The sequence below is a fragment of the Acetobacter cerevisiae genome (assembly GCF_001580535.1).
In the GTDB taxonomy this organism is placed as follows: domain Bacteria; phylum Pseudomonadota; class Alphaproteobacteria; order Acetobacterales; family Acetobacteraceae; genus Acetobacter; species Acetobacter cerevisiae.
On sequence record NZ_LHZA01000153.1, the window covers coordinates 1 to 12,111 of the forward strand.

Here is a 12,111-nt window from a genome sequence, read left to right on the forward strand (position 1 = left end):
CCAATGTCACCCCCGGACGCGGCAGGGGGCGCTTTTGCTGCACCCGGTCATGACGGTTCCGCCGCCGCCGTATATTCCTCCGCCGAAGATACAGCTGCCGCCGCCGCCTAAGCCGCCGATCAAGCATGTGGCCCGGACGCCGCCCAAACAGGCGACGCCCCCGCAGACGACAACGGCTCCGGCACCGCCCGTGTCAAGCGAACCGGCATCCACTGCGGCACCGTCCAACTCGCCGGATACTTCGGCTGGTACATCGCCGCTGAACAACGCCCGGCCCGTCTATCCGCCTGATATGGAGGAAGACAACATTGAAGGCCGTGTGACTGTTGCATGTGATGTGGAGACAACGGGGATGACGAGCAATTGTTCTGTTCAGTCCGTGCAGGGGGGACAATCCTTCGCGCAGGCTGCTCTGGATTACGTTCACAAGGCCCGGTATCGCCCGGCTATGAAGAACGGTGCGCCCGTCAAGGAGCTTCACAAGGTGTATGTGATCAGGTTCAGACTGGATGACTGATCCCGGCGTTTAGCCGAACTCTGCAGAAAACTGTCTGGTGCGGGGAGGCCCCCGTCACCAGGCCGACAAAGATAAGGATTTTTAGGTACATGATCAGACTGTCTCGTCTTCCAGTGTCGGGTCTCGCGGTTCCGGCCCTCGCGGTCATGCTGGGCACGGCGACACCGGTTCTGGCTCTGGCTCAGGATGCCTCTGCTCCTGCTGCATCAGCGCCTGCTGCTACGGATTCCACCACAGCACCTGCCGCTCCTGCCCCCGACGCCGCCGCTCCGGCTCCGACTGACACGGCTGCTCCTGCCGCCCCGACGCCTGACGCGTCCGCCCCGGCTGCCCCGGCAGCTGATGCGCCTGCTCCGGCTGCCGCTGCTCCGGCCACAAAGGAAGAAGCCAACCCGTACGGTCTTGGCGCTCTGTGGTCCAACGGTGACATCATCGCACGTGGCGTGCTGATGATCATGCTGATCATGTCCCTGGGCACCTGGTTCATCATGATCACCAAGTTCATCGAACAGGCTCGTCTGTTCGCTGCTGCTAAAGAAGCCACCAAACAGTTCTGGACGAAGAGCACCATTCAGGAAGGTGCTGCTGCCCTGAAGTCGACCTCTCCGTTCCGCTACATTGCTGACACCGGCATTGTTGCTGCTGAACACCATGAAGGCACGATGCAGGAATCCATCGACCTGAACAGCTGGACCTCTCTGTCCATTCAGCGTTCGGTGAACAACATCCAGAACAGCCTTCAGTCTGGTCTGGCCTTCCTGGGCACCGTGGGTTCCACGTCTCCGTTCATTGGTCTGTTCGGCACCGTCTGGGGTATTTACCACGCTCTGACCGCCATCGGCATTGCTGGTCAGGCTTCCATCGACAAGGTTGCTGGTCCGGTTGGTGAATCCCTGATCATGACGGCTATTGGTCTTGCGACCGCTGTTCCGGCCGTGCTGGGTTACAACCTGCTGGTGCGTCGTAACAAAGGGGCTATGGACCGCGTGCGTGACTTTGCGGCTGATCTGCAGTCCATCCTGATTGGTGGCGTGCGTCATGGCGCCGGTGCAGAAAGCATCGTTGTGCGTCCTGACAACTCCCCCACCACCTCAACTGTCTCTAACCGGGTAGGTTAATCATGGGTATGTCTGTCGGAGACAGCGGGGGCGAAGACGACGTCGTATCGGCGATCAACACAACTCCCCTCGTTGATGTCATGCTGGTGTTGCTGATCATCTTTCTGATCACAATTCCGGTTGCAACCCACACGGTCAAGGTAACTTTGCCGAAGGATATGAACCAGCCGACACAGACAAAGATGTCTAACGTCGTGCTTGCAGTGGCGGAAAACGGACAGGCATACTGGGACGAAACGCCGCTCAAGGGCCGGGCCGATCTTCTGGATCGGCTTGAAAAGGCGGCGGTCCAGAAACCGCAGCCGCAGATTCAGATCCGTGGGGATATCAAGACCCGCTATGAATCTGTCGGCAAGCTGGTCGAGGCCTGCCAGGAAGCTGGTATCTATCATATCGACTTCATTACCGAGCGGCCAAAAACCAACTGACCGAGCAGGGAGGTTCCGCCTTCTCTCCTTCGGGAGGGCAGGCGGGCTTCAGTCCACTATCCCGCGTCCGGCCTGGTTTGGACCGTGCCGTGGAACCAGAGTTTGAGAGAGTGACACCCCATGGGCATGAATGTCGGATCGGAAAGCACGACGGAAGACGAAGGCATTGTCGATATCAACACCACGCCGTTGATCGACGTGATGCTGGTTCTGCTGATCATGCTTATCATCACAATTCCGTTGCAGACCCAGGCCGTTTCCATTGACCTTCCGCAGGGTAACCCCCCGCCTTCCACGGTTGAATCCCCCGTGGTGACGCTGGCTGTCGATTTTGACAACAGCATTACCTGGAACGGTCAGCCGGTTACCAGTGAGGATGATCTGCAGGCCCGCCTGCGTGAAGCCGCCACCGGGCCGGAAGACCAGCAGCCGGAAGTGCACCTGCAGCCAAACCGGCTGGCCGATTACAAAACGGTGGTGCATGTTATGGCAGACGCCCAGCGACTTGGCGTGACCAAGCTTGGTATCGTCGGGCAGGAACAATTCGCAGAAGGTCAGTGATCTGATGTCATCTCGTCTTTTACGCGTCGCGCTGTTCGCAAGCGCTGCATTCGCTCTCTCTTACCCCGCAGCTCAGGCTGAGGATGTGCTGGGGGCGGATGTTGGCAAGGCGCTGCAGCAGGCACAATCCGCTCTGTCCGCTCACGACTACACCAAGGCCATGGCCGCGGTGAATGCCGCTGACGCGGTAAAGGGCAAGAGTGACTACGAGTCCTACACCATTACCCAGATGCGCGCCGCTGTGGCGACACAGGGCGGCAATCTGGATGTGGCAACCCAGGCTTATGACAAGCTGATTGCCTCTCCGCGCACGCCCAAGGACACCAAGCACCAGATGCTGATGTCTGAAGCAACAATGGCCTACACCGCAAAGGACTATCCGCGCGCGGTTAAAGCCATTGAGCGCTACCAGAAGGAAGTTGGCTCCAACGCCACAATGGATACGCTTCTGGCGCAGTCCTACTACCTTCAGAAAGATTATCCGAATTCCGTTCGGGTGCTGAAGCAGCAGATCGATCAGGAAATCAAGGCGAAGAAAACGCCGGCAGAATCTCAGCTGCAAATGCTGGGCGCCAGTGCGACCGCCATGAAGGATTCCGCGACCACCACGCATGCGTATGTGCTGCTGGCCACCTATTATCCTAAGCAGGAATACTGGGCGCTGCTGCTGCACGAACTCATCGTGAACCCCAAGATTCCGACGTCACTCCAGCTGGACGTTTATCGTATTCGTCTGGCTGCCGGGAACGTTTCTCAGGCGCGTGACTTTATGGAAATGACGGAAATCGCCATGCAGTCCGGCATGCCGCAGCTGGCGCTGGACCTGATGAATCAGGGCTATCAGGCCAATGTGCTGGGGCAGGGCGCAGAAGCGCCACGTCAGGCACGCCTGAAAGCCATGGTTGAGAAATCCGTCGCCGACAAAAAAGCCTCCATCGCGGCTGATGAAGCGGCAGCGCTCAAGCAGAAGACCGGCGATGACCTGCTGACGGTTGGCTATAACTACGTCACCTTCGGGCAGGCTGATAAAGGCCTCGGCCTGATGCAGCAGGCGATGAGCAAAGGTGTGACGGACATGAATGTGGCCCGTCTCCACTATGGTCTGGCCCAGCTTGCTGCCGGTAAAAAGGCAGATGCCATTGCCACGCTCAAAACCGTCGATGGCGGAGCTGGCGCGCAGGACATTGCTCAGCTCTGGGTGCTGAAACTCTCTGCTGCCAAATAAAAGCAGTTAACCCTCTCCGGGTGTGAAAAAGGCCGTCTCTTCAGACGGCCTTTTTTATTGCCCGTAGCGTTTCATGGAGTTGAGGCAGGCTTGGCGGAGCTTTGCTGGCAGATTTCTCTTGTGAGAGCCGGCCTGTAGGTGGCAACAGCGGGGCATGTGTTCTTCTGTTTCTCTCCTTGGTGAAAAGCCTTCCCGTGTTTCAGTGCGTCTGGCACGGTATGAAGACGTCGTATTGCTGCCTGAGATTGAGCGTTCTGCGGCACAGAGCTTCCGCACGATCCCCGCTCTGGCATGGATTGCTGAGGGGGCGTGCCTTCCGATCGACACGCATCTGGCGAGTCTGGAGGCCAGGACGTGCTGGGTAGCCGTGACAGAGCAGGAACGCCCTGTCGGGTTTCTGACAGCCGAACGCGAGAAAGACCGGCTTCATATTCTGGAAGTATCGGTAGAGGCGCAGGCTCAGGGGCGCGGGGTAGGGAAAGCCCTGTTAGCGGCGGCATTTCAGGCGGCAGAGCAGACGGGGCTGAAGCGTATCACGCTCACCACCTGCCGGGATGTGCCCTGGAACGCGCCCTTTTACCATAAAATCGGTTTTGACTATCTGGAGGAGGCCGCTCTGGACAGTGACCTGCGGGCTATTCTTGAGGAAGAAGAAGCCTGCGGTTTCCCGCCCGGCACGCGCTGCGCCATGCAACGCTGCCTTTAAGGGGTTTTGTCAGCCTGCGTCAGTTTGGCGCACAACACTGGTTGGCTGCTGGGCAGAGGCCTCCGTATGCTGCTTCCAGCCGCCCCCCAGAGCGCGATAGATCGTAATCAGGTTCTGGTATTTGGAGACGGCCACCATAATCTGCATCTGCTGGGCCTGCAGGTAAGAGCGCTGTGATTCCAGTGTGGTCAGATAGGAATCAGACCCGGCGTTAAAGCGCATTTTTGCCAGACGGAACGCATCGGCGGTGGAGACCACAAGGTCGTCTGCCTGTTTGTTCTCATCCAGATAGGCTTCACGTGCGGCCAGTGCATCGGCTACTTCACGGAAGGCGGTCTGCACCGTCTTTTCATACGTGGCAATCTGGACGTCACGCGCGGCTTTAGAGGCTTTCAGGTTCCCGCTGTTCATGCCCCACGTCCAGAGCGGGATTTGCAGGGACGGATTGAGCCCCCACGTCGTGGCCGCTGCCGTAAACAGTTTATGGAACTGAAGGCTGGAAACGCCGTCGGATGCTGTCAGTGTCAGGCGCGGGAAGAAGGCCGCACGGGCCGCCCCGATATCGGCCTGAGCCGCCAGCAGGTTATGCTCGGCGGAAACAATGTCCGGCCGCCGTTCCAGCAGGTCTGAGGGCAAGCCTGCTGGCAGGTCTGCGAGAAGCGTCTGTTCCCCCAGAGAGCGGGCCGGGGGCAGGTCTGTCGGGATGGGCGCGCCGATTAGCAAGGTAATCAGGTTTTCATCCTGCTCGACCTTCCGGCGGGAGTCGGCGCGGAGTGCCGCACTTTGCTGCACCTGCGTTTCCGCCTGACGGACGGTGAGCAGGTTTTCTTCCCCATGCTCATATTTTGTACGGGTGAGGTTGAGGGTGTCCTGCTGGTTGGCCAGCGTTGTGTCTGCCAGAGCCAGCGTGTCCCGATCCCCTAACCACGTGACGTAAGCAGTGGCGACCTGTGAGATGATGCTGATGGCCATGCTGCGCAGGGAGGCTTCCTGCGCCAGTGCTTTTTCTGCAGAGGCCTGGGTCAGGCTGCGAATGCGGCCAAACAGGTCAATTTCGTATGAAGAAAAGCCGATTCCGCCCTGATAGTATTTAAAGACGCGACCCCCACCAAAGGCTTCGTTGCTCTGGTTCTGCTCCAGCCCCGGAGCAAAGCTGAGGCCCGATGCGCTGGCCGGAGCCTGATAAATAGGACCGCCTGTTGCAGAAATGGTGGGAAAGAGGCCTGCATGCTGCACATCATACTGCCCCTGTGCCTGCGCAATATTGGCTGCGGAGATGCGCAGATCCCGGTTTTCACGCAGGGCAATGGTGATCAGGGCTTTCAGCCGCGGGTCGGTAAAGAAATCCTGCCAGCCGATGTCTGAAGCCGCCCGTGCAAGGCGTGGATTCCCGGTGGCCTGATACGCAGGGTACGTGGTGGCCAGCGGCGGTGTGGGCCGCGTGTATTTGGGAATCATGGTGCAGCCGGACAGCAGGCCGACTGCGAGAGTCAGGCTCAGAGCACGGAAGCGGCGCGAGGAGTGTGAGGGGACGTGTGACGACATGCGCTTACTCGTTTCCGGGAACTGACGGGGCAGAAGACGGGGTTTCCTGACGTTCGCTGAGGCGACGGACCTTGAACAGACGCAGCACCACCACAAAGAAAACCGGCACAAAATAGACTGCCAGCAGGGTGGCCGTGGCCATACCCCCCACCACTGCGGTGCCAATGGCTACGCGGGAGGCGCTGCCCGCGCCCGTTGCGATGGCCAGCGGGAACACGCCGACGACCAGCGCAATGGAGGTCATCAGAATGGGGCGGAGACGTTCGCGGGCGGCCGTCAGCACCGCGTCACTCAGGGACTCGCCGCGTTCAAAGGCCATTTTGGCAAATTCCACAATCAGAATGGCGTTTTTCACGGCCAGACCAACCGTGGTCAGCAGCCCCACCTGAAAGTAGACGTCGTTATCAAGGTTGCGCCACAGCGTTGCGGCAATGGCCCCGAGAACGCCCAGCGGAATGACCAGCATCACCGCCAGCGGGATGGCCCAGCTTTCATACAGAGCCGCCAGACAGAGCAGGATGACAACCAGCGCCAGCGCATAGAGCGGACCGGTGGAGGAGCCGGACGCAACCTGTTCAAAGGACAGACCGGTCCACTCGTAGCCGACACCCGCCGGCAGCTTATTCAGAACGCCTTTAATGGCGTTGATGGAATCGCCCGAGCTGTAACCCGGCGCAGGCTGGCCCAGAATTTCAAAGGCATTCAGGCCGTTATAGTTTTCCACTTTCTGCGGGCCGACTTCCCAGTGTCCTGTTGCAAAGGCATTCAGCGGAGTGAGGGTCTGCAGGGCGTTGCGGATATACCATTTATCCAGATCGCTCGGCAGCATGCGGGCTTCCGGCACGCCCTGGATATAGACCTGCTTCACACGGTCATTCCGGGTGAACTGGTTCACGTAGATGGACCCCAGCGCCCCCTGAATGGTGGTGTTGATGTCATCAATGGTGATGCCAAGCGCGTTGGCTTTTTCCCGGTCGATATCCAGATGGTACTGGGAAGCGTCTTCCATACCGTTCGGGCGCACGGCCATCAGGCGTGGATCTTTGGAGGCCAGACCCAGCACCATGTTCCGGGCTTCCAGCAGCTTCTGGTGGCCCAGATGGCCGCGGTCTTCCAGTTCAAGGTCAAAACCGGTGGCGTTGCCCAGTTCCAGCACAGCTGGCGGGTTGATGGCGAAGATTTGCGCTTTGGGGCTGAACCAGAAATGCTGCATGATCCGCCCGGCAATGGCCGAGGATGTCTGGGAGGCCAGAGGGCGGTCTTCCCAGTCTTTCAGACGGATGAAGAACGCGCCGGAGTTCTGACCCTGCCCGGCAAAGTTGAACCCGTTGATGGAATAGACGGATTCAACCAGAGAGCCTTCGGACTTGAGAATATAGTCGGCAACTTCGTGGTTGACGGCCTGTGTTTCTGCCATGGGCGTGTTGGGCGGCATGGTGATCTGCCCGAAGATCAGCCCCTGATCTTCATCTGGCAGGAACCCGCCGGGTAGACGCATGAACAGGAACACGGCCAGCGCTGTGATGACAACAAACCCGAGCATGGAGAGCACAGTCCGGCCGATAAGGAACTGCACGCCCCGTAGATAGCCATTGGTCAGGCGGTTGAACTGGCGGTTGAACCAGCCAGCGGGGCCGGTTGTTTTCTCATGCCCGCCCGCTTTGAGCATGGTGGCGCACAGGGCCGGAGTCAGCACCATTGCCACCAGAACGGACAGCCACATGGCCGCAACAATGGTGACGGAGAACTGGCGGTAAATCACGCCCGTGGAGCCGGAGAAGGCTGCCATGGGCAGGAAGACGGCGGTCAGCACCAGCACGATGCCGACCAGTGCGCCGGAAATTTCATCCATGGAGACGCGAGCAGCATCTACCGGAGAAAGCTTCTTCTCCGTCATCACACGTTCGACGTTTTCCACCACCACAATGGCATCATCCACCAGCAGGCCCACGGCCAGAATCATGGCCAGCATGGTCAGCGTGTTGATGGAGTAGCCCAGAATATTCAGCACCCCGAAGGTGCCGAGCAGCACGACCGGCACGGCGATGGTCGGGATAAGGGTGGCCCGGAAATTTTGCAGGAAGATCAACATCACGACAAAGACGAGCGCGATGGCTTCCAGCAGGGTTTTGACAACTTCCTCAATGGAGAGAACGATGAACGGCTCTGTATCCAGCGGGTAGACGGTTTTCAGGCCCGGCGGGAAGAACTTTTCAAGCTGGGTGATTTCGGCGCGGATGGCCGCTTCCGTCTGCATCTGGTTGGCACCCGGAGCGAGCTTCAGCGCCATGCCGGAGGCAGGCAGATTGTTGTAGAACGAGTTGGTATTATAGGTCTGCGGGCCCAGCTCCACCTTGGCGATATCGCTGATGCGGACCTGAGATCCATCTGGCTGCACCTTGAGCAGAATCTTCTGGAATTCTTCTGGTGAGGTCAGACGCGTCGGGCCGATGATGGTGGCATCAAGACGGATAGCCTTTTTGGCGGGCAGGCCGCCCAGTTCACCCGAGGACACCTGAATGTTCTGGGTCTGGATGGCGGTTTCAACGTCCTTGATGGTCAGGCCGTAGCTGTACAGCTTGCCCGGGTCCATCCAGATTCGCATGGCGTATTCGGACCCGAACAGGGTGTGGTCCCCCACGCCGGACACGCGGCTGAGCGGGTCGGAAATGCTGGAGGCGACGTAGTCGGCAATATCACTGCCGGTCATGCTGCCATCGGTGGAGATGAAGGCCAGAACCATCATGAAGTTCTTCACGGCCTTGGTGATGCTCAGGCCCTGCGCCGTCACTTCCGGCGGCAGCTTGGGCTGGGCCAGCTGCAACTTGTTCTGCACCTGCACCTGCGCAATATCCGGGTTGGTCCCCTGCGCGAAGGTGAGGTCGATCTCCATCATGCCCGAGGCGTAGGACTGGGCGGAGATATATTCCAGATGGTCCAGCCCGAACATCTGCTGGAGAATGGGGCGCACGACCGTATCGTTCACCGTATCTGCCGAGGCACCGGGATACGTCACGGAAATGGCGATCTGCGGCGGAGCAATGCTCGGATACTGTGAGATGGGCAGCCGGAAAATGGACAGACCACCCACCAGCATGATGATCAGGCTGATCACCCACGCAAAAATGGGGCGATCAATAAAGAAACGCGAAAGAGACATCCGGTTTACTGCCCTTTGTTCTGGCTGGAGGCGTCGGATGCTGCCTGCGCGGCTGCGTCGTCCGTGGGTTTGACCTTTGCACCGGGTTTGATCTTTTGCAGACCAACGGTGACGATGCGCTCACCGGCTTTCAGACCGCCTGTTACCAGCCAGTCCGTGCCAACGGCCTGACCGATCTGGATCTGGCGCAGTTCCACCGTATCATCCGCTTTGACCACCCAGACCTGCGGGTCCCCATGCGTATTGCGGCTGACCGCCTGCTGCGGCACGAGCAGCCCGTTGGGGTCCGCGCCTTCATCCAGCTGGGCATGCACATACATACCCGGCAGCAGCAGCTTGTCCGGGTTGGGCATGAGAGCACGCACCACGACGGAGGCCGTGGACGTATCCACGTTCACTTCGGAAAGTGCCATACGGCCCGTATGTTCGTAGGTGCTGCCATCTTCCAGCGTGAGGGTGACGGGCACCTCACCATTGGCCTGACGGGTAATGCGGCCTTCCGCCATTTCGCGCTTGAGGCGCAGCAGGGTGATGGCGGGCAGATTCACATCCACATAAATGGGGTCCAGCCGCGTGACGACGGCCGTATTGTCCGTCTGGTTCGCCGTGACGAGCGCACCCACAGTGATGATGCTGCGGCTGATGCGGCCCGTGATGGGCGAATTCATGCGCGTATAGCCCAGATCAACCTGGGCGTTTTCAACCTGTCCTTTGGCGGTCAGAATCTGGCCCTGTGCTTCTTTTTCGGTGGCGAGGGCGTCGTCATAATCCTGATGACTGACGGCGTGCGCCTGTAACAGAGACTTATAGCGCTGGAGTTTGGCACGGGCGGTGACTTCCGCTGCCTCGGCCTGAGCCAACTGGCCACGAGCGGTGTCATAGGCGGCCTGATAGCGGGACGGGTCAATCTGATAGAGCTGCTGTCCGGCCTGCACGTCTGCGCCTTCAGTAAACAGGCGCTTCTGAATAACGCCTGTTACCTGCGGGCGGACCTGTGCAATTTCGTAAGCATCCGTGCGGCCCGGCAGAACGGTATGCACATTGACGGACTGCGCGTGGAGCGTGATGACCCCCACCTGCTGCGGTGGCATGGCGGGAGTGGCGGCTTTGCGGTTACAGCCGGACAGCGCCAGCAAAGCGACAGCAGAGAGCAGGACCGGGCGGAACGGAAGGGAATGCATTGTCACTCTGGCGGATCCTGCCTTTGGAAAACAAAAAAACGAAAAGGGACACGAACACCGGTTCTGATGCGCCTTGCTCAAGGACCGGACTCAGGGCGAGCAGAAAGATGAAGCGTATCAAAAAACAAAATATGGAGGCCTGAAACAGTACTACGCGTTACCGTTTCAGGCCTAAGCTAAAAGGCGTCAACAGGCTAGTCAAGCCACCTGAAAAGCGTCAGCGGCCAATATCGCGCAGTTTTTTGCCGGCCATGAGGTTTTGCTCGATCACTTCAAGCGAGACCCCTCTTGTTTCGGGCACCAGCAGACGGGTGAATACGAAGAAGACGGCGTTGAGAGCAGCAATCAGGCCAAACGTCAGCGGCGCCCCCAGTGCGTTCAGCAGGCTGAGGAAGGAGACGCCGACAATCATGTTGGAGACCCAGTTCGTCAGGGTGGACAGGGTAATGCCCAGATCCCGGCCCTTGATCGGCTGAATTTCCGAACACAGAACCCACATCAGCGGCCCTGCGGACATGGCGTGGGCGGCAATGAAGATCATGATGAGGAAGACGCACAGCAGTTTGGCTGTCTGACTGTCCAGCCCATTCGCATTAAGCAGGGCGAGTGCGCCCATGGCGACGGTCATGGTCGTAAAGCCAGCGTAAAGGATGGGTTTGCGGCCCCAGCGATCCACCAGCCCGATGGCAGCCACCGTGGCCAGCACGTTCACAAAACCGATAATAGCCGTGCACCACATCTGCGCAGTGCCGACAAATCCCGCCAGTGCGAAAATTTTGGGGGCGTAATACATCACCACATTGATGCCCGCGAACTGCTGCATGGCCTGAAGCAGCATGCCCAGCAGAATGGAGCGCCGGAAGTTGGCGTTCTGCCAGAGCAGTCCTATGCCACCCTGCCGCTGCTTGAGTTGTTCATCAATGGCGCGGATTTCGGCACGGGCTTCATGCGCGGTGGGGCGGAGGTCGGTCAGCACAGCCAGCGCTTCCTGCCGGCGGCCCTTCATCATCAGCCAGCGTGGGCTGTAGGGCAGGAACAGCACCCCAATGACGAACAGCACACCGGGGATGGCGATTACGCCAAACATCCACCGCCACTGGCCGTGGTAGCTGAACAGCGTATCGCTAATGAAAGCGAGGAAAATGCCCACCGTAATCATCAGCTGATAGGTGGAAATCATGGCCCCGCGTGTGTTCTCACTCGCAATTTCGGACAGGTAGAGCGGGGAGGTAAACGCGGCGATCCCGATGGCCAGCCCCATGAGGGCGCGCCCGACGATCATGCTGGCGACAGACCAGGACAGCGCACAGGCGACAGACCCGATGATGAAAATGACCCCGCCGATGACGAGTGCCCATTTCCGCCCGCCCAGCCGGGCCAGCCAGCCGGCCAGAATGGCCCCGATGGCAGCTCCTGCCATCATGCCGCTGACAATCCATTCCTGCGCAAAGGTGGAGGCATGGAAAGCATCTGCAACAAAATCCAGTGCGCCGGAAATAACGCCAATGTCCAGACCAGACATAAGGCCGCCGGTTGCAGCAAGAATACCAATAATAATGGTGCGGAGTTGAGAGGTGGATTCGCTCTCTGTCTCGACTGAAGGCTGGTTTTGCATGGGGGTTAAGGGTTTCCGTGAAGAAAATTATTATTATTGGCGCATTTGTGCTTGT

Annotated in this window: 10 protein-coding genes; 6 read left to right on the forward strand and 4 right to left on the reverse strand. The window is 59.2% G+C overall.

Annotated elements, in window-relative coordinates:
- From AD928_RS10670 to AD928_RS10695, 6 genes are all read left to right on the forward strand, one after another.
- Positions 1 to 517: energy transducer TonB (locus tag AD928_RS10670; protein WP_062250440.1), on the forward strand; the 517-nt coding region annotated here is incomplete at its 5' end.
- An 89-nt stretch (positions 518 to 606) separates the two neighbouring features.
- On the forward strand, positions 607 to 1,635 hold the full coding sequence (locus tag AD928_RS10675) for a MotA/TolQ/ExbB proton channel family protein (protein ID WP_082779863.1): 1,029 nt from the start codon (positions 607 to 609) through the stop codon (positions 1,633 to 1,635).
- 2 nt (positions 1,636 to 1,637) lie between these two features.
- A complete protein-coding gene (locus AD928_RS10680) occupies positions 1,638 to 2,063 on the forward strand; it encodes an ExbD/TolR family protein (protein WP_062141650.1) in 426 nt (141 codons plus the stop codon).
- A 120-nt stretch (positions 2,064 to 2,183) separates the two neighbouring features.
- Positions 2,184 to 2,624 carry an ExbD/TolR family protein gene (locus AD928_RS10685; protein ID WP_062141649.1) on the forward strand — a complete coding sequence of 147 codons (441 nt, stop codon included), beginning with the start codon at positions 2,184 to 2,186 and terminating at the stop codon, positions 2,622 to 2,624.
- A gap of 4 nt (positions 2,625 to 2,628) precedes the next feature.
- Entirely contained in the window at positions 2,629 to 3,849 is a 1,221-nt protein-coding gene (locus tag AD928_RS10690; protein ID WP_062250442.1) for a tetratricopeptide repeat protein, read from the forward strand.
- 154 nt (positions 3,850 to 4,003) lie between these two features.
- A complete protein-coding gene (locus tag AD928_RS10695; protein ID WP_082779864.1) occupies positions 4,004 to 4,555 on the forward strand; it encodes a GNAT family N-acetyltransferase in 552 nt (183 codons plus the stop codon).
- Positions 4,556 to 4,564: 9 nt separating this feature from the next.
- Here the strand turns inward: AD928_RS10695 and AD928_RS10700 are convergent, their stop codons facing one another.
- The 4 genes from AD928_RS10700 to AD928_RS10715 all read right to left on the reverse strand — a co-directional run bounded on the left by AD928_RS10700 (position 4,565) and on the right by AD928_RS10715 (position 12,056).
- The gene (locus tag AD928_RS10700; RefSeq protein WP_062250444.1) at positions 4,565 to 6,100 is read right to left on the reverse strand and encodes an efflux transporter outer membrane subunit; all 1,536 of its coding nucleotides are present in this window, start codon (positions 6,098 to 6,100) and stop codon (positions 4,565 to 4,567) included.
- 4 nt (positions 6,101 to 6,104) lie between these two features.
- Positions 6,105 to 9,260: an efflux RND transporter permease subunit gene (locus tag AD928_RS10705; protein WP_062250446.1), complete on the reverse strand. Its 3,156-nt coding sequence runs from the start codon at positions 9,258 to 9,260 to the stop codon at positions 6,105 to 6,107.
- Positions 9,261 to 9,265: 5 nt separating this feature from the next.
- On the reverse strand, positions 9,266 to 10,441 hold the full coding sequence (locus tag AD928_RS10710; RefSeq protein WP_062250448.1) for an efflux RND transporter periplasmic adaptor subunit: 1,176 nt from the start codon (positions 10,439 to 10,441) through the stop codon (positions 9,266 to 9,268).
- A 217-nt stretch (positions 10,442 to 10,658) separates the two neighbouring features.
- Positions 10,659 to 12,056, reverse strand: coding sequence for a sugar porter family MFS transporter (locus AD928_RS10715; protein ID WP_062250449.1), 1,398 nt, complete (start codon positions 12,054 to 12,056; stop codon positions 10,659 to 10,661).
- Between the last annotated feature and the right edge of the window lie 55 nt (positions 12,057 to 12,111).

What these genes read in the sequence shown, in the direction of transcription:
- AD928_RS10675 (WP_082779863.1), top strand. Translation starts at nt 607, where the DNA reads ATGATCAGACTGTCTCGTCTTCCAGTGTCGGGTCTCGCGGTTCCGGCC.
- AD928_RS10680 (WP_062141650.1), top strand. Translation starts at nt 1,638, where the DNA reads ATGGGTATGTCTGTCGGAGACAGCGGGGGCGAAGACGACGTCGTATCG.
- AD928_RS10685 (WP_062141649.1), top strand. Translation starts at nt 2,184, where the DNA reads ATGGGCATGAATGTCGGATCGGAAAGCACGACGGAAGACGAAGGCATT.
- AD928_RS10690 (WP_062250442.1), top strand. Translation starts at nt 2,629, where the DNA reads ATGTCATCTCGTCTTTTACGCGTCGCGCTGTTCGCAAGCGCTGCATTC.
- AD928_RS10695 (WP_082779864.1), top strand. Translation starts at nt 4,004, where the DNA reads ATGTGTTCTTCTGTTTCTCTCCTTGGTGAAAAGCCTTCCCGTGTTTCA.
- AD928_RS10700 (WP_062250444.1), bottom strand. Translation starts at nt 6,100, where the DNA reads ATGTCGTCACACGTCCCCTCACACTCCTCGCGCCGCTTCCGTGCTCTG.
- AD928_RS10705 (WP_062250446.1), bottom strand. Translation starts at nt 9,260, where the DNA reads ATGTCTCTTTCGCGTTTCTTTATTGATCGCCCCATTTTTGCGTGGGTG.
- AD928_RS10710 (WP_062250448.1), bottom strand. Translation starts at nt 10,441, where the DNA reads ATGCATTCCCTTCCGTTCCGCCCGGTCCTGCTCTCTGCTGTCGCTTTG.
- AD928_RS10715 (WP_062250449.1), bottom strand. Translation starts at nt 12,056, where the DNA reads ATGCAAAACCAGCCTTCAGTCGAGACAGAGAGCGAATCCACCTCTCAA.